Raw genomic sequence first — 19241 nt, forward strand, 5'->3', positions numbered from 1 at the left:
CCGGCCATTGGGTATGCGCCGGAGAAAGGTTTCGAAGTGGGCGTGGCTGGCTTGTATTCTTTCTATATTGATAAGCACAATCCCTCCCTCCGCACGCGCAACTCGTCTATCATCATGATCGCCAGTGTTACGACCGAAAAGCAGTGGAAGTTGGACCTCCGCACCGACTTCTGGACAAGTGACAATGCCCGGCACCTTAAGGGAAACCTTCGCTACCACAACTTCCCGTTCTTCTTTTATGGCACCGGCGACTCCACCCATTACAACGATCGCTCCCTCGTGGGCAACCGCCGTTTTAAGGGCCAGTTTGAAGCGGAAAAGCGTATTGGCCGGCATTTCTTTGTTGGACCATCCCTGTTGTTCCAGCACGATAAGTTCAACGCGAAGGACAATAAAGGCATTTATCCAGGCATGGCGCTGGTGGATAAAGACGGTGGATATGTAACATATATAGGCATTACAGGTGTGTTCGACAATCGCGACAACCAAAACTACACGACCCAAGGCTCGATGGTGCGCATCAATACTTCGTATGCGCCGGAGTTCCTGAGCAGTTACCCGCTCTGGAAGTTCGAGCTCAAGGCGAATCAATTCTTCACCTTCCTGCGTAATAATACCGTGGGACTGAATATTTATGCGGCTTCGGTGCAAGGCAATACCTTGCCGTTTTACCAGCTTCCTGAGCTGGGCAACGATTTTATTATGCGGGGTTATTACGCAGGCCGCTACCGCGATCAGAACTACCTGGCCGCACAGGCGGAGTACCGCTATTTCCTGGATCCTAAAATCCGCATCCGCTTGTGGAAACTGGATATGCAGCCTACCTTTGCGCTAGTAGCCTTTGCTGGCACTGGTTCCGTGTTCGAAAACCATGGTCAGGATATCTCCCGCTTCAAACCCAACTTTGGTGGCGGCGTGCGGTATTTCTATGATAAAAGCTCACGGCTCAGCGTCCGCCTGGATTATGGCATTGGCGAGCAACGGCCCGGAGAAAAGCGTCAGACGGGCTTCTATCTCTCGCTCGGCGAAGCGTTTTAACCATTTAATACCAGGTCCCAGTCTTTCCAAACCGGCTCATACTGCTGCCTCCGAAGCATTTCCGCAATTTCCCCGGGGCTACGTTCATCCGATATTTCAAACTGCTCCAACGATTGCTGGTCCACCACATATCCACCGGGATTGGTTTTAGAACCGGCGCTCATCGCCGTTACTCCTAATCGGATCACATTATCGCGAAACAGTTCCGACTCACGGGTGGAGATGCTTAATTCCACCGTTTCAAAACAAAGACGGTAAGCGCAGATCAGCTGTACGAGTTCCGCATCGCTCATATCCACCTTCGGGGTGAGTCCGCCGGAAAAGGGGCGAAGCCGCGGAAAGGAGATACTGTAGCGGGTTTGCCAGTATTTTTCTCCAGGTACGATAAATGCAGCGCGGTAAAAAAGCTGTCTGTTCGCCAGTCTTCCAAACCTAACAATACCCCAAGACCAATCTTGTGAATGCCTGCGCGGCCTAGCCTGTCTGGTGTTTCCAGGCGGTATTCAAAATTCGACTTCTTTCCTTTGGGATGATGTTTTTTATAATCTGCTTCGTGATAAGTTTCCTGGTAAACCAGCACGGTGTGCAGCCCTTTGGCGATCAGTTGTTCGTATTCGTCCTGGTCCAGCGGTTGCACTTCCATGGAAATATGCGCGAAATACGGCCGGATGATGTCCAGCGCTTTGCAGAAGTAATCCACGCCTACCGTTTGTTGGGCCTCCCCGGTAACAAGCAACACATGTTCATACCCCATTTCGCGGATGGCCGCCACTTCCTGCAGGATCTCGGCGCCGGTAAGCGTTTTGCGTTTAATCTTATTATTATAACTGAAGCCGCAATAGGTGCAAATGTTCTGGCATTCGTTAGACAGGTACAGCGGCACATACAGCTGGATCGTTTTTCCAAACCGTCGCTGAGTAAGCAGTTGACTGAGTGCGGCAATCTCGTTCAGCAAGGGCATGGCCGCCGGCGATACCAGTGCCATGAAGTCGGCCAGGCCACGCGTTTTCCGGGCAAGCGCATCGCGTACGTCCGTTTCCGTTTTTGCATAAATGCCTGCCTTCACCTCATCCCATGTATATCCGCGAAAAACGTTTTCGAAACTCATGATACCGGGTTTAAGAATGATAACAATGGACTGGTGGGCTGTGCGGTTTGCTGCACGGCGCCCAATCCCGCTACGTACGCGCTGCGGCCTGCTTCTACCGCCTGTTTAAAGGCTGTGGCCATGCGAACCGGGTCGCCCGCCACGGCAATCGCCGTATTAACAAGCACGGCATCCGCTCCCATCTCCATCGCTCTCGCTGCATGCGAAGGCGCGCCAATACCAGCATCTACGATCACCGGCACATTACTTTGCGCAATAATGATCTCTAAAAAATCTTCTGTTTTTAATCCCTTGTTGGAACCAATTGGAGAGCCAAGCGGCATCACGGCCGCCACACCAACCTCCTCAAGGCGTTTGCAGAGCACGGGGTCGGCGTGAATGTAGGGCAGGACCACGAACCCGAGCTTCACCAGTTCTTCCGCCGCCAGCAAGGTTTCTATCGGATCGGGGAGCAGGTATTTCGGGTCCGGATGAATTTCGAGTTTCACCCAGTTGGTGGCCAGTGCTTCGCGGGCCAGCTGCGCGGCGTACACGGCCTCTTTTGCGGTGCGAACACCCGAAGTATTCGGCAACAGGTGCAGGTGCGGATGCGCGAGATGACGGAGCATATTGTCCTGCTTACGCTCGTGCAGGTTTACCCGCTTGAGTGCTACCGTTACCAGCTGGGAACCACTGGCCAGCAGGGCATCTTCCATCACCTGCACGGCGCCGAATTTGCCCGTCCCGGTGAACAGGCGCGACTGAAATGTTTTGTCTGCTATGGTTAAGGTTTGCATTTTTAATTTTTAGGTAGATGTTGATGCACTGGTTGGTCGAGCTGTCGTAGTAGCCTTGCCACCAAGCCTGTTCTATCCTCTGCGTAAGTAATCAGTCCGGATACCGCCACGCCGTATATACCGGCCGCTTTCAACCCGGGCACATCGTCCTCCAGTATACCCCCGATCGCGAACACCGGCAGGCGAACGGCCGCCTGCTCCAGTACCCGGTGATATCCGTCCAATCCTAATGTCGGACTAAGTTGCTCCTTGGTTGTTGTAAACCGGAAGGGCCCGAGGCCAATGTAATCCGCCCCTTCAGACGCATGCCTGCGGATATCGGTTGCTGTGTTGGCCGTACCTCCGATGATAACATCCGGGCCTAATATTTTCCGCGCCTCCGCGACCGACATATCATTAAGCCCCAGGTGTACCCCGGTGGCGCCCACCTGTTTGGCGAGATGCGGATTATCATTGATGTAAAGCGCAACACCGAATGTATCGCATACAGCCTTGGCTTCCTTTGCGAGCTGCAGCCATTCTTGCGGCTGTGCGTTTTTCACGCGGAGCTGCACAGCCCGGCAGCCGGCTTCGCAGGCCAGGCGGATATTTGCGGTATGTGGTGGTTGCGATATATATAATAGTGGTGATGTCATGTAAAATGTTTTCCTAAGAGTGATGAATGACTTTGGAGGAACCTGTACGTGTAGGCCTTCGCGTTGGCGCAGGCTGTTTCTAATGGTACGCCCTTGGCGAGTTGTGCGGTAATGGCGGCTGAAAGCACGCAGCCGGAGCCATGTTTCGAATAAGTATTCGACTCATCGGATATGGGCGGATACTGCGTTACACCGCCCTCTCTAAATAGCTGGTCCACACCCGGTTTACCGGGATGATGCCCCCTTCAGCAACACCGGCGTATAGTGCGCCAGCAACGCCGCTGCTTCCTCACCATCTTCCCTACCGGCGATCGCCTGCGCCTCGTTGTAGTTCGGCGTAAGCAGGTACACCTCCTGCAACACCTCCGTCCATTGCTCCAGGCACGCTGCATTGTACAAATGATGCCCCGCAGAAGCCTTCAGCACAGGATCTACAACAAAGCGTAGACCCGGCTGCAATACGCGCAAAGCACTTATTACCTTTTGCACGGCTGTCACGCTCTGCATGATGCCGATCTTACAATACGTCACCGGAAACTTTTCCAGCAATGGCGCCGCCTGTGCCACAATTTTGCTGGCGGGCAGCCATTCTACTGAATAAAAACGGTCGTCTGTCTGCACCGTCAGCGCCGAACAAACAGCAAAGCCATACAGGCCCTGCGCTTCAAATGTTTTTACATCTGCCGTTAAACCTGCGCCGGCACTGGGATCCAGGCCCGCGATGCTCATTACGTATTTCTCCATGCCTGTTTTATACGTTCAAATGTTTGTAGACTTGCGCCCACATTTTCCCAAAGGGCGCCCATTAAAGCAACGCCGTCAAAACCTATGGATTTCGCCAGTGGTGCGGTTTCTGCGTTAATGCCACCCAATGCGACTAACTTCGCATAATGGTTGCCCGTCAACCTAAAACTACCTGCTTTGTACCCAGGTTTTGAAATACTGTCAAACACAGGACTTAGCAGCAGGCTGTCCCAATACTGCGAAAGCAATGGGATAGCGCGATCTGAGTGGATAGCCGTACTACCATATAGTCCGCGGGGTTTCTGTAAACCGCCTGGCAATGCCTGCCGGCGGGCCTCGCTCATGTGTACGCCCAATAAACCCAGGCGGGCAGCTATTTCCGGCAGACCTGCCAACAGGATTTTCCGATAGTGCCGCGTGTCCAGTTGCTCAAGCAGTTGCTCGCAAGAGCCATCTGGTTTGCGAAGCACAAGTATATCCAGTCCCGCATCCAGCAAGTCGTTGAGTCGTTTGGCCTCATCGGGCAGCGCTATGGGAGCTGTGAGCGCCCAGATCATAAATAGATATCCGCGCCTTGCTCTACAAATTTTTCTGCCTGCTGTTGCATGCCCGCCTGCAATGCGTCCTGCTCCTGTACTCCCTGTCCGGCTGCGAATTCGCGTACCTCCTGCGTAATTTTCATGGAGCAAAAGTGAGGACCGCACATGGAACAGAAGTGGGCTACCTTCGCGTTCTCCGAGGGCAGCGTGGCATCGTGATAAGCACGCGCCGTGTCGGGGTCCAGCGAAAGGTTAAATTGATCTTCCCAACGGAATTCGAAGCGCGCTTTACTCAATGCATTATCGCGGTATTGCGCACCTGGATGGCCTTTTGCAAGATCGGCGGCGTGGGCGGCCAGCTTATAGGTGATTACGCCCTGCTTTACATCTTCCCGATTTGGCAGCCCAAGGTGTTCTTTCGGCGTTACATAACAAAGCATGGCAGTGCCGAACCAGCCAATCATCGCCGCGCCAATGGCAGACGTGATGTGGTCGTAGCCGGGCGCGATGTCGGTCGTCAGCGGCCCCAGCGTATAAAACGGCGCCTCGTGACAATGTTCCAGCTGTTTGGTCATATTTTCTTTGATGAGGTGCATCGGGACGTGGCCCGGCCCCTCGATCATTACCTGTACATCGTGCTTCCAGGCTATTTTGGTGAGTTCACCGAGGGTTTCTAATTCTGCAAATTGGGCCGCATCATTCGCATCGGCAATGCTGCCCGGACGAAGACCATCGCCCAGCGAAAAGGCCACGTCATAGGCTTTCATGATCTCGCAGATCTCTTCAAAATGCGTGTACAAGAAGTTTTCTTTATGATGCGCGAGGCACCACTTCGCCATGATGGAGCCTCCACGCGACACGATGCCCGTCATACGTTTGGCGGTGAGCGGTACATATCGCAACAGCACGCCGGCGTGAATCGTAAAGTAATCCACCCCTTGCTCAGCCTGTTCAATCAGCGTATCGCGAAACAGCTCCCAGGTGAGGTTTTCGGCCTTTCCATTCACTTTTTCCAACGCCTGGTAAATGGGTACTGTACCAATAGGAACAGGCGAATTGCGGATAATCCACTCGCGGGTTTCATGAATATTTTTACCGGTGCTCAGGTCCATGATTGTATCGCCGCCCCATCTGCAGGCCCATACCGCTTTTTCTACTTCTTCCTCGATACTGGACGATACCGCGGAATTACCAATGTTCGCATTAATCTTCACCAAAAAATTACGCCCGATAATCATCGGCTCACTTTCCGGATGATTGATGTTATTAGGAATGATCGCACGGCCAGCCGCGATTTCATCCCGCACAAACTCAGGCGTGATAAAATTTTTCGGTGTATTAGCACCAAAGCTGTACCCTTTATGTTGCTGCGTTAAGTCATCCGACAGGCCGTAAAGTCGGTCTGCCAGCTGGTTTTCTCGGATTGCAACATATTCCATTTCGGGTGTGATGATCCCTTGTTTTGCATAAAACAACTGCGACACGTTTCGTCCTGCCTTCGCGCGTAACGGCCGTTGCAGATGCTCAAAGCGCAGGTTGTTCAGTGATTCATCTGCCATTCGCTGACGACCATACTCAGAAGAAATGCCTGGCAGTAATTCCACATCGCCTCGTTGCAAAATCCACTGCTCACGCAAACGGGGCAATCCTTTGCGGATATCGATCTGTTGCGAAGGATCTGTATAAGGGCCGCTGGTATCGTACAACGGCACCGGGGGATTAGGCGACGCTTCGCCATTGCGGCCGTGCAGGCGCGTAGGCGTGAGCGCTATTTCGCGCATTGCTACTGAGATATCGTGCAACTGGCCTTTTACGTAGATTTTTTTGGACGCAGGAAATGGCTCCCTGCTGATAACGTGAGACGTTGTCATGTAGGAAAAATTTAAAAGTGAAATAAAAGGAGAGGGAGGGGATAGGTGTTATCCTCCCTGCGTCGCACGAATAATGGTAACATTGTCCGACGGCTGCAAGGCCTGTTGGTCCCATTGCAGGCGCGGCACAACAAGGTTGTTGACGGCGACGGCGATGCCTTTTTCCGAGGAGAGTTGAATAAACTGTAAGAGCCCTGCCACCGTGGTGTGCGGCTGGACTGCATAAAGTTTATTGTTTACAAGTACTTCCATGGTAATGGTAGTTTAGGTGAAACAATAAACTTTAAGGATGCAAATGCATGAGAAGGATCAGTACTTTTCCCTACGACAGTATGAACTGCATCAGGTACCGAGGGTATTATCTCAGTTCCGGCTGTTATACCGGAACACCCCTAAAGTGTTGCTACAAATCTATGCAAGAATTTCGGGAAATTCCAAATCAGGTTTTATAGCATTATCTTTGATAAGATAGATAATATATGAAAAATCGATTGCTCGCCATCGCTATATTGGCCACTGCCGCGGGTTGCCACTCTCAAGAACCCGAAAAACATTCGCCGCTCGACAGTATGACGACCGGCAAAGATTCTGTTTTTGCGCCCGTGGCGGAATCTTTTAAGAAAGATACATTGCCTAAGCTCGACAGTGTGCCGGCCGACAAAATACCCGGCCAGTGGAGTCAGCCGGTACAGGGCATCGATTCGTTAACACAGGGTTTTTATTGAAGAAAACGGGAAAGCCGAAGCGCTAAACGTACATTCTCCCAATTACGAAAAGTGGGCTTTGCAAAAGATACATTGATCCTGTGGAGTCAACAGGAAACCGATTCTATAAAAACACCGTGGCTGATACGCTGCTCGTTCGCATCATCACCGATAGTAGCATGGTTTTATTTCCTATAAATGCCGAACCCGGTTACCTCGAAAAATTCAGCAAACGGAAAGAAAAAAAAATAAAAAAGTGCCGAAACGGTAATTTGATACCGCTCCTGCACTCCCGATATTATTGTGGTTTTCCTTAGAGGTTATAATATTGCCACAGTCCGATGCAGCAGGCAACGAGAGAGAAAAACAGACCCGCTACGGCCATCTGCAAATCCTCTGTAGTTTTACGCGCAAAAACAATTGATACCAGAGCGGCGCAAAGACTTGCGGCTCCCAGCAGAATTTTTGCTTCCGCGGCTTCGCTGATAAAAGCAAAAGCTACAGTAACGATGCCGACGATCAAGGAAATAAATCCGGCAATTTTAGGTACGCTGGTGGTGTGTTGCATAAATCGAAGTTTATATTAGTGATACAAAAAACATAGTTCATTCCTCTTCGCTTTCCGAATAAGGAAAGTAAATCAGGTTTTACCGAGGATGGTAACGTGCAAGCGTAAAAGACAAGTTATTTTCTCCGCGTCTTAAACTGTATGCCGATTAATACATCAATTCGTGGAACTTCATTTCAAAATTCCGGCACAGTAAGGCGGTCCGACAAGTACAATTGATAAACCCCACATTTTCTATCTTCTTCCTGTATTTCCGCTAACTGGAGTTTTTCTTAGGGTAGAGCGTTTGAGGCTACAATATGGTTACAGGTGATCGTTTCCGACGATGGAAAATTAGTATATTTTGCCCAACAGTACCGGATTTAGGAAGATTTTATATTGTAAAAAAGCAATCCCTTAAAAAAGAGATTGCTTCATATGTTAACAAATCATTAATCGTTTTGCGCTTTTCTTCAGTTTATAAATATTTATAATCTATTTTCCCACTAAAGAATCAAAATCAATCGTTTAAACAATAAAGAAAAAATGCTATGTAATTCCTTTATGATGTGATAACAGTACCTAGTTATTCAGCAATAATGGCATCACCAGCATCAGCAGGTCTTCGTTATCGCCTTTGTCTGACGGTTTCAGGATGCCTGCTTTGGTAGGCGTAGAAAGCTCGATGGAAATTTCGTCCCCCTCGGCTGCGTTCAGCATTTCGATCAGGAATTTAGCGTTAAAGGCGATCTGCATGTCTTCGCCATTATACTGGCAGCTCATGCGCTCGTTACCTTCGAAGGAGAAGTCCACGTCCTGAGCAGACAGCTGCAGCTCGCTACCGCTAATGCTCAGTGCAACCTGGTTGGTGCTCTTATTGGAGAACACGCTCACGCGCTTAAGGGCATTCTGGAAATCGCTTTTCGTCAGAATCAGGCGATAAGGATTTTCCTTAGGAATTACCACTTTGTAATCCGGGAAACGGGCATCGATAAGGCGACAGATCATCTGCGCGTTTTCGTGCGTTACGAAGAAGTGGTTAGCGCTGTAAGCCACTTTAATTTCGCTTTCGTTATCGGGCAGCACGGCCTTAAGCAGGTTCAGCGGCTTTTTGGGCACGATGAAATTGTCGCTGGACGGGCATTTTACGTCGGTGCGAATGTATTTAACAAGACGGTGTGCGTCTGTAGCTACAAAAGTTACGCTTTCGGGCGCCAGTTCAAAGTAAACACCGGTCATCTGCGGGCGGAGATCGTCGTTGCTTACCGCGAAAAGAGATTTAGCAATGGCGGTCACGATAGCAGAAGATGGCATGGTGAAAGAAGTAGCGTCTTCAGCAGCCGGCTCCTTCGGGAAGTTCTCCGGGTTTTCGCCCATTACCTTATACTTACCATTATCGGAAGTAATTTCCACTGCGTAGGAGTTCATATCCACGTTAAAACTGAGCGGTTGCTCCGGCAGATTCTTGAGCGAATCCATCAGGATTTTTGCGGGGATACAAATACGGCCACTTTCTTTGGCTTCTACCTCCAGCTTAACTTTCATCACAGTTTCCAGGTCGGTAGCCACTACCGTTAATTCGTTCTTGTCAATCAGGAAAAGAAAATCTTCCAGTATCGGCAATACCGTATTAGAGTTAATAACGCCACTGATCTGTTGCAATTGTTTCAATAAAGCCGAGGACGAAACGATAAACTTCATAAGGTTGTTTAAAATATTCCTTTGTAATATAATGCAAACAAAGATAGAAAGATTTGTCATTCAGACTAAAAAGGTGAATATTTTTCGGTGACAATAGCTCCATTATATATATTTATCACGCATTGGGCGCGATAAAATCTGCTATCTAACATACCAAACGCCCCCGTTGCAGCGTTATCATGGCAATAAATTTTTACGAAACAAGTTGTATTAGAAAAAAATTTAATTAGCTTTGCCTTGACCAAGAGCAAAGTGTATTGTTCCAGATGCCTGTTTAAGATTAAAGCCTGTGAAATCTAAACCGTTTTAAGCAGCATGAAAAAACTATTGAGCCTGTGTGTGCTGGCCCTGTTAGTGTTTTGCCAACCGGGGATAGCACAAAAGAAGAAAACGCCGGTAAAGAAAAAGACCTATAAGCCTGTCGCGGCCAAAAAGCCCGCGCCACCACCTGTGCAATACGATGCGCTCGCGACGTACATACGGGTGTGGGGGCTCATTAAATACCAGCACCCGGCAGTGGCCGGAGGCGCTTTGGACGCGGATTCGCTGTTCCTGAGCAACCTGTACACCGTAGAACGCGTAGCGAATAAAAACCAATTTAACCAGGCGATGACCAAAATGCTCGTCAGCCTGGGCGACCTGCCCTCAGACGGCGGCAACCTCGCAGCTGCGGAAAACGCAGACTGGACCACCAACAATCCACTACTCGACGATAATCTTCGCTGGCAATTGCAGCAAGTAGCGCGTCATGGTATCCCCGAAGGCGACGCCTCCTCCGAAAAAATCGCCGATCACCTGGAGAGCGTATTGTTTTACCAGGATATTCAATATCCGAACATGCCTTACCAGATGCTGTCGTTTGCCCGTTACTGGAACAGCGTACATTTTTCCAACACGCGCGACAGCCAGCAGTGGGACACGGTGCTTACGCATTACCTGCCCGGCTTTTATAAAGCCCGCACGAAGCCGATGTGGAGCAACTTATGCGCAACGTGATGGCCGCCTCCGGGCAATCGCAATCTGCTAATTTTAAAATTAAAAGTGCGGTAAGCCAGCCCATCAAACGTAAGCGTGTTACTGCGGAGAGTGGGCTTACGCCGGCTTTCATCGAGGAGTACCGGAACAAACGCCGTTTCCTGCAGCCACCGCTGGTGGTGATCAACGAAAGAGATATTAAATCTCTTCCAAAAAAGAAAAATGATTGGCAATTTGCCGTTTAATAGCTAATTTGCAGGCGTATTACTAAAAAAGCTTTACTATGTTGCTGGATTCTAACGTAAGTACTACTACATTTTATCAGGTTGGCGATATGATCGGATTTATCGGATGCTGGGTGACTATCATCGCATTTGCACTGATGTTGTTGTATGCAACCGTGAAGTACGTTAAAAAATAAGCTCAATCGACCTTTTTATAGGAAGCCGCTCTGCATGCAGGGCGGCTTTGTTTTTAACTGCTGAAGTGTGCGACGCAACGGCGGTTGAAGAGGGGAGAAAAAGATGGCTACATAAAAAAGCCGCTGTTCATCACAGCGGCTTTGCTTTATCATTATTTTTTTGCCATCGTTTTTTCCAGCAGTGTTTTTAGCGCGCCGGTTTTGTCTGACGGGCGCGGCGCATCGATCGTTACGATTTTTCCGCTTTGATCGAACACCATGAAACGAGGAATACCGGTGATGTTATAAAATTTGGTGATATCGCTCCAGCCGGAAGCGAACAGTTGAATGCCGCTCAGCTCTTCTTTTTCACGAAGTCCTGCCACTTTTGTTTGTCTTTTTCCACATCTACGGAAATGCTTACAAAAGCTACATTCTGATCGTGCATTTCTTTTTCCAGTGCTTTCAACGAAGGAATTTCCGCCTTGCAGGGACCGCACCAGGTGGCCCAAACGTCCACCAGCACTACTTTTCCTTTCAAATCTTTCAGCGTAACGGTTTTACCGTTCATATCCGGATAAGAGAAATTGAGTGCGGCTTCGCCGGCTGCGAAAGTGTGCAGCGATTTTTCGTACGCAGCGTAATCGGCCAGCATGGCTTCAGTGAACATCGACTTATAAGGCGCAACGCTTGCGGTTAACTCCTCAAAAGTTTTGATGCCGCGCATGCCGTTAATTACCAGCATAGCTTTTACCGTATCGTTGCCATAAAGTTTTGTTCCCCATGCCCAGCGCTCAGCCGTGTTCATTTTCTTTTGCGTCATGTCGCCGGTCACCATAGACCATGTGGTGTAAAAACTCATCAGCTTTTCCCCTTCGCCAAGTTGCAGCAATTTGCCATCGGCGTATTTGTTAGGCTGACTCACTTCACTGAAGAACGCAGGATACTGTTCTTTGGTCGGGTGCGCGGAATGCGGCGTGTACAGGAAGGACAGGCCGATCAGCTCCAAATCCGCGTCCACGGTGAACTTGAACAGTTCGTTGAACTTTTTGTTCGGTGTGGTAGCCTTGGCGCGGATGATTTTTGCCTCTTTTTCCAGTTGCTCGAAGCGCGGGAAAAACGTGGCGAACGTGCTGGTGTCGTTTTTCAACATAAGTGCTTTGCGGCGCAAGTCGCGGCTTTTGTCGGCCCATTCCAGCAACAGTTTGTTTTCGGGAGATGGGGCGGTAAGCTGGTAACCGGCATCTTCTGTGAGGTCCAGCTTCACCTGGTCGCCCGGCTTTAGGTACAGGCGCGTGTAGTCTCTTTTGTTTCCGGATACATAATAGTAGCCTTCCTGCACGGTGCTGAGGCCCAATACATAACCTTCGTCGCTTCCCACACGGGTTTGCGCGAACTCCTGCATTTTACCTTCCTTCACGGTGAAGAGGTAAATGGTGTTCGTTTTGGCTTCTTTTACTTTTCCCTGAATGATGGTTGGAAGGGCGGCGCGTGCGGAGAATGCAGCGGCCATTAAGCCCAACACCGCCACCGAAGCGCGGAGTTTGTTCTTTGTCATAGATCACGTTAAATTTTAATGTTGGCTATTTCTTAGCGCTAACGAAAATAACATTTCCCGCTGAAATGCAGCTTCCTCAGTGGCCCAGCGGTCAAAAAAACCTAATTTTGCAACATGGACCAGTCGTTGAATGGAAAGATATACACCTTTCAGTTCGTCTTACTCTGCTTAAGCAACGCGTTTTTCTCTGCCAGTTTTAACATGATGATCCCGGAACTCCCGGCGTACCTTACCAGTTTGGGCGGTGCTGATTACAAGGGTTACATTATTGGTCTCTTTACGCTCATGGCGGGACTTTCGCGCCCTTTCAGCGGCAAACTTACCGACACGATTGGCCGTATTCCCGTTATGGTATTTGGTTCGCTGGTATGCGTGGTGTGCAGCTTACTTTATCCGCTTGTTAGTTCCGTCGCTGCATTTTTGCTCCTTCGTTTTTTCCATGGTTTTTCTACCGGTTTCAAACCCACAGCGACTTCCGCATATGTGGCAGACCTGGTTCCGTTTAACCGTCGCGCCGAAGCGATGGGCATGATTGGCCTGTTCAGCACTATCGGATTATCGCTCGGACCGGCTATTGGCGGGTTCGTGGCCAGCATCTGGGGCACAATGGTTATGTTTCAGGTATCAGCAGTATTTGCATTATTGTCGGTAGTGATCCTGGTAGGTGCGATGAAGGAAACATTACCAGCCAAGCAGCGCTTCAGCGCAAAACTGCTAAAGATTTCGCGGCACGAACTGGTGGAGCCTTCCGTACTGCCCGCTGCCGTGGTAACGTTTCTTACTTATGTATGTTATGGCGCCCTCCTCACCGTGATCCCCGACTTTTCGGAGTACCGGGCATGAAGAACAAAGGACTTTTCTTCACTTTCTTTACCGCCAGCTCTATCGCCATTCGCCTGTTTGCGGGCAAGGCTTCGGATAAATACGGGCGCGTGCCGTTATTGAAAATTTCTACCGCACTGATGGCTGTTTCCATGTTCATGATCGCGATATCGCACACGCAATTTATGTTGTTGCTGTCTTCGCTGATTTACGGTGTAGCACTGGGTATTAATTCGCCCGTGGTTACGGCCTGGACGATTGACCTGGGGCAGCCTGAGCATCGCGGGCGCGCGCTGGCAACAATGTACATTGCTTTGGAAGCGGGTATTGGTTTAGGCGCTTACTTTTCTGCTAAAATTTATAATAATAACGCCCGGCTTTTTGAGCTTACTTTCTACGTGATGGCGGCGGTTACGCTGCTCGCCACTATTTATCTACTGTTCGTGCAAGGGGATAGGGGATGGAAGCAGTCGTTGCGGACGGCCGTCGAAAAAAGCGATCATAAAAAAGAGGCAGCTTTTGCGGATAAATCACAACCGGCCAATAATTATAACGGCGGACAATGGTGATCGTCCGCCGTTTTATCATGTTAGAATTTCTCGTACAATGCGCGCAAGCGATCGCGGGTCATTTGCTCCTTCCATGTGGGGCCAAGTGCGTTTTCCCACAGTGGTGCCATGCCCAGCGATACATCAATCATCTTGTTGAAGTCCGCGTCGGTTAAGCCTTTGGTAATGCCTTGCGGAATATCGATGTTATGTTTTTCCACCATTTGCTTAAACTCTTTTACACCTGCGGGATAAAATTCTTCAATCTTATCGAACACAATGCAGTTGCCGATACCGTGTTTGATGCCGAGCAGGTAAGCCAAACCATAGCTCACTGCGTGCGCCACGCCCACCTGTGAATAAGCAATGCTCATACCGCCGGCGTAGGAAGCCATCATCAGTTTTTCGTCGGCGTCGTCATCCCAGTTATCTTTTCTCAGGAAGATTTCCTGGCACAGTTCCAGGGCCTTTTCGCCGTAAGAGCGGCTGAAAGCATTAAGGTATGTGCCTTCCAGGCTTTCTATGCAGTGAATATAGCAGTCCATCGCGGTATAGAAGCGCTGGTTCACCGGTGCATCTTTGATTAATTCCGGATCGAGTACGATTTGATCGAAGGGGGTGAAATCGGAGTTCATACCCAGTTTGCGTGTAGGACCGGTAAGCACGCAGGTGCGGCTTACTTCCGCGCCGGTCCCTGCCAGTGTGGGGATGCCCACTTTGTATACGCCGGGGAACTTCACGAGGTCCCAACCCTGGTAATCGGCAGACGAACCCGGGTTGTTCATCATCAGCGATACTGCTTTGGCCATGTCCATTACTGAGCCGCCACCGATGCCAACAATACCGGATACCTCACCAAATTCGGCTTTCAGATCATCGCGGATTTTATCGACATATGTTGTTTTAGGCTCGTCGGTCACGTTGATGAAGATGACCTTATCTTTTCCACGCAACGGGATGCGGCCCGTCAGCGCAGGTTTGTTTTCAAAAACATGGTCCACAAAAAAGATCATCGGCGCATCGCCTTTGCGGTTTGGCGCGAGTATCTCGTCCAGTTGTCCGAAGGAGCCGCGACCATAAATCACGTATCCCACCATTTTAAAGTTCCTGAATTTCATATCGTTATATTAACTATTTGCTTTAAGAAATGCTTCAGCCTTTACAGTCTTCGGCCGTATCTATTTCTACACCCATGTATTCTGTTACAACCATTTTCAACGGAATGCCGTGTTCGAGGTAGCGGAGGCATTCAATTTTTTCTGCTGATTCCAGTGGCGTCATCGGCCAGGTCGTGAACTGCATCAGCGCATCTTTACGGAAAGCGTAGATGCCAATGTGTTCGTAATATACGGGCGTCACGTTTTTATCGCGGTGGTAGGGAACAGGAGAGCGGGAGAACATCAGCGAGTTGAAGTTCAGGTCTACCGCCACTTTCACGTAATTAGGGTCGGCTACGGAAGATGCGTCTTTTAATTCCTGCATCAGCGACGCCACCTGCACTTTTTACCGGCTTCACCATCGAATTCCTTCAACAGCTTTTCGAGTGCGGCGCGTTGTGCAAAAGGTTCGTCGCCCTGTACGTTTACCACGATATCAGCATCCATATCCTTTACCGCTTCGGCGATACGGTCGGAGCCGGATTCGTGTTCCTTTATGCTCATGACGGCTTTGCCGCCGTTGCTGGTGATTTCATTAAAAATTTCGTCGCTGTCGGTCACTACGATTACCTCATCGAATACGCCGGTGTTAACGGTCGATTCGTAGGTGCGCAGGATTACGGTTTTACCGCCGAGCAGCTGCATCAGTTTGCGTGGAAAGCGGGTGGCCCCTATGCGGGCGGGGATCATGGCTATCTTTTTCATGGCGGAGTTTATCCTTCTAACTAACAACAAAAGGAGCAACACAACGTTCAGCGTTGCGCCACTCCTTTATATCGTTTTGAAAAATGAGATCATCTTAATTATAAAACACTTTTAACCGCGTTAGCCAGTTTTTCGGCGCGTGCTGCCAATTCTTTCTCATCCCAGGTGAGGTTGATAGGAGTAGAAATGGTGCGGCCGATAATAGCGTCGGACGCCGGGAACTGCTTGGTTTTGTAAGCGTCCATGGCGGCTCTCACTTCAGGACCGAAACCGGTGAGGGAAACGCCGTCTTTGAAGTGGTTCCATTTGCGTACATAGTGCCAGTTGTTATCAAACCAGTAAAACGCGGGGATGCCTGCGGCTTTGATCGCTGCTGCTGCGGCCGCGGCTTTCGCTGCGTCGGGCAGGAAGAAGCTGAGGAACGTGGCGGCGTCGCCTTTCGGATCGGGCAGGCGGCGGAACGTAACACCCGGAATGTTTTTCAGGGCTGATTTGAGTACTTCTTTATTGTTACGCTGGATTTCCAGGAATTTGTCGAGTTTACGGATCTGCGCCAGGCCAACTGCAGCATGCAGTTCTGAGATGCGATAATTATAACCCAGGAAAGGATGGAGGTCTGCACCGCGGTCAACGCCAAGGTGGTCGTGGCCGTGGTCGGTGTAGCCGTCGCATTTTGTATAAACGGCTTCGTTGTTTGTCAGTACCACCCCGCCTTCGGCGCAGGTAACTGTTTTAACGAAGTCGAACGAGAACGTGCCCGCATCGCCGATAGAGCCCAGCGCCTGACCGTCGTAGGTAGCGCCAATAGCCTGACAGGCATCTTCGAGCAGCAACAGATTATGTTCTTTGCAGATCGCTTTCAACGCGCCGAGGTCGGCCATACCGCCACACATGTGCACGGGCATGATCACCTTCGTTTTAGGCGTGATGGCAGCTTTTACAGCCGCCGGATCCAGCGTGAGCGTATCATCCACATCAACCAAAACCGGGATAGCGCCTACAGAAAGTACCGCTTCGAAGCTCGCCACAAATGTAAAGGTCGGCATGATCACCTCATCGCCGTAACCGATACCCAGTGCGGCCATTGCGGTAGAGAGCGCGGTGGTGCCGCTGGAGGTCAGTTGCGCATACTTCACATCGAAGCGGTCGCAAAGCGCCTGTTCCAGCTCTTTCGCTTTCCATACATTATTACGTGGGCCATCGAAGCCATAACGCATATAGATGCCTGTTTCCAGCACATCCATTACTTCTTTCTTTTCTGCGTCGTCGAAAAGTTCATATCCGGGCATAGCTTATATTTTTATACTTCGGTCTATTTTTTTATGTTGTGCAAAGGTAGCATAATCGGAACATGCTGCGCTCGAAAAACTGTTTATCTTTTGCTAAAAATTTAACATGCGTTCATTCATCATTATCATAGCAGTACTTGTTTTCGGTAGCTCCATTACCGCAAAAGCCCAGCAAAATGAGGTAGAAAAGATAAAAGCATTGATGAAGGTGCAGTCGGAGGCCTGGAACCGCCGGGACTGGAGGCTTTTATGACCACCTACTGGAAGTCCGATTCGCTGATGTTCATCGGCAAAAACGGGGTAACCTATGGTTGGCAGGCTACACTTGACAATTACAAAAAGGGGTACCCGGACAAAGCCGCAATGGGTCAGCTGGAATTTAACCTACTAGAATTCAAGCGGTTGGCGAAAGGAGTTTACCTGGTAATAGGCAAATGGCATTTGACGCGGACGATCGGCGACTTACAGGGACATTTTTCCTTAACAATGAAGAAGATTGATGGCGAATGGAAGATCATTGCCGACCATAGCAGCTAAGTACAAATTTTACATCATGAGAAAATTGCCCCTCACTGCCATGCTCCTCTGCGCCGCCCTGGCGTCTCGGGCGCAGCAATGCGACTTGCTCATCAAAAATGCCCGCATCATCGATGGTACCGGCAACAACTGGTATTATGGGGATGTGGCAGTAACGGCCGGAAAAATTGTGCGGACAGGCAACCTGGCCTCCTACACCGCCACAAAAACCATCAGCGCAAACGGCCTTACCGTAGCTCCCGGCTTCATCGACGTACATACACATATAGAAGGCGACGAGTTCAAGGTGCCTACCGCTGACAACTTCCTGCTGGATGGCGTTACAACGGTGATTACGGGCAACTGCGGATCATCCAACCCCGATCTTGCGCGTTATTTTTATAAACTTGATAGTGCGCGGCTCTCCATTAACGTAGCATCTTTCATCGGCCATAACGATGTGCGCCGCGCTATCATTGGCAACAGCAATCGCCAGCCCACGCCGCAGGAACAGCAACAGATGGAAGCGATGGTGGAAAAAGCCATGAAAGACGGCGCCGTCGGGTTAAGTACGGGACTTATTTACCTGCCGGGCATGTATGCCAAAACTGAAGAAATTACTGGTCTGGCCAAAGTGGCCGCCCGTTACGGCGGCGTTTATGCTACGCACATGCGCAACGAGGCGGACCAGGTAAACGACGCCATTGAAGAGGCGCTTACGATAGGCAGACAGGCCAATATCCCGGTAGAAATATCTCACTTTAAAGTTAGTGGAAAACAAAACTGGGGCCGTTCCCGGCAAACGCTGGCCCTGGTCCAACAGGCGCGCGAAGAAGGCATAGAAGTGACCATCGATCAATACCCTTACACCGCAAGCAGCACATCGATTAACACCCTGTTGCCTAATTGGGCGCTGTCCGGCGGCCGCGACTCCATCGTCTACAGGCTTACAGATAACAACACGCGACAGCAGATCGTTAGCAAAATGCTTTCCATCTATAAAAATCGCAAACTCAAACACCTGGACTATGCCGTGGTGGCGTCTTTCAGACCAGACACCAGCCTGAATGGCAAAAACATTATGGAGATCAACAGGCTTCGCGGACATAAAGCCACGCTGAAGAATGAGATCAACACGGTGCTGGACATTGTAAAAGAGGGTGGCGCGGGCATGGTGTTTCATAGTATGAACGAAGATGATGTGAAATACATCATGCAATATCCCTTTAACATGTTTGCTTCGGATGCGGGCATTCGACAATTTAACGTAGGCGTGCCACATCCTCGCGGTTATGGCACCAACGCCCGCGTGTTGGGCCGATATGTGCGTGAGCAAAAAGTAATTTCACTGGAAGAAGCCATTCGACGCATGACGTCGCTGCCGGCCCAGAAGTTCCGGCTCGGCGGACGCGGATTATTATTGCCGGGGTACAATGCGGACATCGTTATTTTTGATCCGGCTACTGTCACCGATAATTCCACCTTTGAGCAACCGCACCAATATGCTACAGGATTTAAATATGTACTCGTGAACGGCGTAGTAACAATAGACGAGGGAAAACATGTTGGAGCGAGAAGCGGGATGGTATTAAAAGGAAATCAATAAAA

24 protein-coding genes, 1 pseudogene and 1 riboswitch are annotated in these 19241 nt (G+C 49.9%); of the genes and pseudogenes, 9 read left to right on the forward strand and 16 right to left on the reverse strand.

All coding sequences use genetic code 11. The annotated features are described in order from the left end of the window. The first annotated feature begins 36 nt into the window (after positions 1 to 36). Positions 37 to 1038, forward strand: a complete 1002-nt coding sequence (locus MKQ70_RS41560) for a BamA/TamA family outer membrane protein (RefSeq protein WP_248076161.1) — start codon at positions 37 to 39, stop codon at positions 1036 to 1038. Here MKQ70_RS41560 and MKQ70_RS27725 read toward each other — a convergent pair. From MKQ70_RS27725 to thiS, 8 genes and pseudogenes are all read right to left on the reverse strand, one after another. Then, complete coding sequence (locus MKQ70_RS27725; protein WP_248076162.1) at positions 1035 to 1331, reverse strand: ThiH family protein; 297 nt, start codon at positions 1329 to 1331, stop codon at positions 1035 to 1037. The genes MKQ70_RS41560 and MKQ70_RS27725 overlap by 4 nt on opposite strands. After that, positions 1328 to 2146: a radical SAM protein gene (locus MKQ70_RS27730; RefSeq protein WP_248076181.1), complete on the reverse strand. Its 819-nt coding sequence runs from the start codon at positions 2144 to 2146 to the stop codon at positions 1328 to 1330. Before MKQ70_RS27730 ends, MKQ70_RS27725 begins: the two co-directional genes overlap by 4 nt. Next, positions 2143 to 2922, reverse strand: a complete 780-nt coding sequence (locus MKQ70_RS27735) for a thiazole synthase (RefSeq protein ID WP_248076183.1) — start codon at positions 2920 to 2922, stop codon at positions 2143 to 2145. Before MKQ70_RS27735 ends, MKQ70_RS27730 begins: the two co-directional genes overlap by 4 nt. A 2-nt stretch (positions 2923 to 2924) precedes the next feature. Beyond that, positions 2925 to 3557: a thiamine phosphate synthase gene (gene thiE / locus MKQ70_RS27740; protein ID WP_248076185.1), complete on the reverse strand. Its 633-nt coding sequence runs from the start codon at positions 3555 to 3557 to the stop codon at positions 2925 to 2927. Further along, positions 3554 to 4301, reverse strand: a pseudogene (locus tag MKQ70_RS27750) (hydroxymethylpyrimidine/phosphomethylpyrimidine kinase). Before MKQ70_RS27750 ends, thiE begins: the two are co-directional and overlap by 4 nt. Further along, a complete protein-coding gene (locus MKQ70_RS27755) occupies positions 4286 to 4858 on the reverse strand; it encodes a thiamine phosphate synthase (protein ID WP_248076208.1) in 573 nt (190 codons plus the stop codon). The pseudogene MKQ70_RS27750 and the gene MKQ70_RS27755 overlap by 16 nt, the downstream one beginning before the upstream one ends. Next, positions 4855 to 6711 (reverse strand): phosphomethylpyrimidine synthase ThiC, encoded by a 1857-nt coding sequence (thiC, locus tag MKQ70_RS27760; RefSeq protein WP_248076211.1) that lies wholly within the window; start codon positions 6709 to 6711, stop codon positions 4855 to 4857. Before thiC ends, MKQ70_RS27755 begins: the two co-directional genes overlap by 4 nt. A gap of 48 nt (positions 6712 to 6759) precedes the next feature. Continuing rightward, positions 6760 to 6963, reverse strand: a complete 204-nt coding sequence (gene thiS / locus MKQ70_RS27765; RefSeq protein WP_248076235.1) for a sulfur carrier protein ThiS — start codon at positions 6961 to 6963, stop codon at positions 6760 to 6762. A 50-nt stretch (positions 6964 to 7013) separates the two neighbouring features. Continuing rightward, positions 7014 to 7115, reverse strand: a riboswitch (TPP riboswitch). 75 nt (positions 7116 to 7190) lie between these two features. On the opposite strand from thiS, the gene MKQ70_RS27770 reads away from it, so the two are divergent. Then, complete coding sequence (locus MKQ70_RS27770) at positions 7191 to 7436, forward strand: hypothetical protein (protein ID WP_248076238.1); 246 nt, start codon at positions 7191 to 7193, stop codon at positions 7434 to 7436. 292 nt (positions 7437 to 7728) lie between these two features. Here the strand turns inward: MKQ70_RS27770 and MKQ70_RS27775 are convergent, their stop codons facing one another. After that, on the reverse strand, positions 7729 to 7983 hold the full coding sequence (locus tag MKQ70_RS27775) for a hypothetical protein (RefSeq protein ID WP_248076241.1): 255 nt from the start codon (positions 7981 to 7983) through the stop codon (positions 7729 to 7731). Positions 7984 to 8544: 561 nt separating this feature from the next. Further along, positions 8545 to 9663, reverse strand: a complete 1119-nt coding sequence (gene dnaN / locus MKQ70_RS27780; protein WP_248076297.1) for a DNA polymerase III subunit beta — start codon at positions 9661 to 9663, stop codon at positions 8545 to 8547. A 315-nt stretch (positions 9664 to 9978) separates the two neighbouring features. Between dnaN and MKQ70_RS27785 the strand changes: the two genes are divergently transcribed. Next, a complete protein-coding gene (locus MKQ70_RS27785) occupies positions 9979 to 10659 on the forward strand; it encodes a hypothetical protein (protein ID WP_248076325.1) in 681 nt (226 codons plus the stop codon). Then, a complete protein-coding gene (locus MKQ70_RS27790; protein WP_248076328.1) occupies positions 10635 to 10883 on the forward strand; it encodes a hypothetical protein in 249 nt (82 codons plus the stop codon). The genes MKQ70_RS27785 and MKQ70_RS27790 overlap by 25 nt, the downstream gene beginning before the upstream one ends. A 328-nt stretch (positions 10884 to 11211) precedes the next feature. Here the strand turns inward: MKQ70_RS27790 and MKQ70_RS27795 are convergent, their stop codons facing one another. Beyond that, positions 11212 to 11424 (reverse strand): thioredoxin domain-containing protein, encoded by a 213-nt coding sequence (locus MKQ70_RS27795; RefSeq protein WP_248076331.1) that lies wholly within the window; start codon positions 11422 to 11424, stop codon positions 11212 to 11214. Further along, positions 11394 to 12596, reverse strand: a complete 1203-nt coding sequence (locus MKQ70_RS27800) for a TlpA family protein disulfide reductase (protein WP_248076347.1) — start codon at positions 12594 to 12596, stop codon at positions 11394 to 11396. Before MKQ70_RS27800 ends, MKQ70_RS27795 begins: the two co-directional genes overlap by 31 nt. Positions 12597 to 12710: 114 nt before the next feature. On the opposite strand from MKQ70_RS27800, the gene MKQ70_RS27805 reads away from it, so the two are divergent. Next, positions 12711 to 13439, forward strand: coding sequence for an MFS transporter (locus tag MKQ70_RS27805; RefSeq protein WP_248076351.1), 729 nt, complete (start codon positions 12711 to 12713; stop codon positions 13437 to 13439). Then, on the forward strand, positions 13436 to 13987 hold the full coding sequence (locus MKQ70_RS27810) for an MFS transporter (protein WP_248076354.1): 552 nt from the start codon (positions 13436 to 13438) through the stop codon (positions 13985 to 13987). Before MKQ70_RS27805 ends, MKQ70_RS27810 begins: the two co-directional genes overlap by 4 nt. Before the next feature lie 20 nt (positions 13988 to 14007). On the opposite strand, the gene MKQ70_RS27815 is transcribed toward MKQ70_RS27810, so the two are convergent. The 4 genes from MKQ70_RS27815 to MKQ70_RS27825 form a co-directional block, all read right to left on the reverse strand. Beyond that, on the reverse strand, positions 14008 to 15084 hold the full coding sequence (locus tag MKQ70_RS27815; RefSeq protein ID WP_248076357.1) for an iron-containing alcohol dehydrogenase family protein: 1077 nt from the start codon (positions 15082 to 15084) through the stop codon (positions 14008 to 14010). Positions 15085 to 15118: 34 nt separating this feature from the next. Then, complete coding sequence (locus MKQ70_RS39770; RefSeq protein WP_308199209.1) at positions 15119 to 15466, reverse strand: cytidylyltransferase domain-containing protein; 348 nt, start codon at positions 15464 to 15466, stop codon at positions 15119 to 15121. Beyond that, positions 15448 to 15828: a cytidylyltransferase domain-containing protein gene (locus MKQ70_RS39775; RefSeq protein WP_282456814.1), complete on the reverse strand. Its 381-nt coding sequence runs from the start codon at positions 15826 to 15828 to the stop codon at positions 15448 to 15450. Before MKQ70_RS39775 ends, MKQ70_RS39770 begins: the two co-directional genes overlap by 19 nt. Before the next feature lie 98 nt (positions 15829 to 15926). Beyond that, entirely contained in the window at positions 15927 to 17117 is a 1191-nt protein-coding gene (locus tag MKQ70_RS27825) for a DegT/DnrJ/EryC1/StrS family aminotransferase (RefSeq protein ID WP_248076371.1), read from the reverse strand. A gap of 106 nt (positions 17118 to 17223) precedes the next feature. On the opposite strand from MKQ70_RS27825, the gene MKQ70_RS27830 reads away from it, so the two are divergent. The 3 genes from MKQ70_RS27830 to MKQ70_RS27840 are packed head-to-tail and all read left to right on the forward strand — an operon-like array spanning position 17224 to position 19239. Further along, on the forward strand, positions 17224 to 17370 hold the full coding sequence (locus MKQ70_RS27830; protein WP_248076374.1) for a hypothetical protein: 147 nt from the start codon (positions 17224 to 17226) through the stop codon (positions 17368 to 17370). Next, positions 17367 to 17654 carry a DUF4440 domain-containing protein gene (locus MKQ70_RS27835; protein WP_248076377.1) on the forward strand — a complete coding sequence of 96 codons (288 nt, stop codon included), beginning with the start codon at positions 17367 to 17369 and terminating at the stop codon, positions 17652 to 17654. Before MKQ70_RS27830 ends, MKQ70_RS27835 begins: the two co-directional genes overlap by 4 nt. 16 nt (positions 17655 to 17670) lie before the next feature. After that, positions 17671 to 19239: an N-acyl-D-amino-acid deacylase family protein gene (locus MKQ70_RS27840; RefSeq protein ID WP_248076380.1), complete on the forward strand. Its 1569-nt coding sequence runs from the start codon at positions 17671 to 17673 to the stop codon at positions 19237 to 19239. Positions 19240 to 19241 lie beyond the last annotated feature (2 nt).

The sequence above is a fragment of the Chitinophaga sedimenti genome (assembly GCF_023156195.1).
Lineage (GTDB): Bacteria > Bacteroidota > Bacteroidia > Chitinophagales > Chitinophagaceae > Chitinophaga > Chitinophaga sedimenti.

Coding starts and splice junctions, on each gene's coding strand:
- MKQ70_RS27725 (WP_248076162.1), bottom strand. CDS start 1,331: ATGAGCGATGCGGAACTCGTACAGCTGATCTGCGCTTACCGTCTTTGT.
- MKQ70_RS27730 (WP_248076181.1), bottom strand. CDS start 2,146: ATGAGTTTCGAAAACGTTTTTCGCGGATATACATGGGATGAGGTGAAG.
- MKQ70_RS27735 (WP_248076183.1), bottom strand. CDS start 2,922: ATGCAAACCTTAACCATAGCAGACAAAACATTTCAGTCGCGCCTGTTC.
- thiE (WP_248076185.1), bottom strand. CDS start 3,557: ATGACATCACCACTATTATATATATCGCAACCACCACATACCGCAAAT.
- MKQ70_RS27755 (WP_248076208.1), bottom strand. CDS start 4,858: ATGATCTGGGCGCTCACAGCTCCCATAGCGCTGCCCGATGAGGCCAAA.
- thiC (WP_248076211.1), bottom strand. CDS start 6,711: ATGACAACGTCTCACGTTATCAGCAGGGAGCCATTTCCTGCGTCCAAA.
- thiS (WP_248076235.1), bottom strand. CDS start 6,963: ATGGAAGTACTTGTAAACAATAAACTTTATGCAGTCCAGCCGCACACC.
- MKQ70_RS27770 (WP_248076238.1), top strand. CDS start 7,191: ATGAAAAATCGATTGCTCGCCATCGCTATATTGGCCACTGCCGCGGGT.
- MKQ70_RS27775 (WP_248076241.1), bottom strand. CDS start 7,983: ATGCAACACACCACCAGCGTACCTAAAATTGCCGGATTTATTTCCTTG.
- dnaN (WP_248076297.1), bottom strand. CDS start 9,663: ATGAAGTTTATCGTTTCGTCCTCGGCTTTATTGAAACAATTGCAACAG.
- MKQ70_RS27785 (WP_248076325.1), top strand. CDS start 9,979: ATGAAAAAACTATTGAGCCTGTGTGTGCTGGCCCTGTTAGTGTTTTGC.
- MKQ70_RS27800 (WP_248076347.1), bottom strand. CDS start 12,596: ATGACAAAGAACAAACTCCGCGCTTCGGTGGCGGTGTTGGGCTTAATG.
- MKQ70_RS27805 (WP_248076351.1), top strand. CDS start 12,711: ATGGACCAGTCGTTGAATGGAAAGATATACACCTTTCAGTTCGTCTTA.
- MKQ70_RS27810 (WP_248076354.1), top strand. CDS start 13,436: ATGAAGAACAAAGGACTTTTCTTCACTTTCTTTACCGCCAGCTCTATC.
- MKQ70_RS27815 (WP_248076357.1), bottom strand. CDS start 15,084: ATGAAATTCAGGAACTTTAAAATGGTGGGATACGTGATTTATGGTCGC.
- MKQ70_RS39775 (WP_282456814.1), bottom strand. CDS start 15,828: ATGAAAAAGATAGCCATGATCCCCGCCCGCATAGGGGCCACCCGCTTT.
- MKQ70_RS27825 (WP_248076371.1), bottom strand. CDS start 17,117: ATGCCCGGATATGAACTTTTCGACGACGCAGAAAAGAAAGAAGTAATG.
- MKQ70_RS27830 (WP_248076374.1), top strand. CDS start 17,224: ATGCGTTCATTCATCATTATCATAGCAGTACTTGTTTTCGGTAGCTCC.
- MKQ70_RS27835 (WP_248076377.1), top strand. CDS start 17,367: ATGACCACCTACTGGAAGTCCGATTCGCTGATGTTCATCGGCAAAAAC.
- MKQ70_RS27840 (WP_248076380.1), top strand. CDS start 17,671: ATGAGAAAATTGCCCCTCACTGCCATGCTCCTCTGCGCCGCCCTGGCG.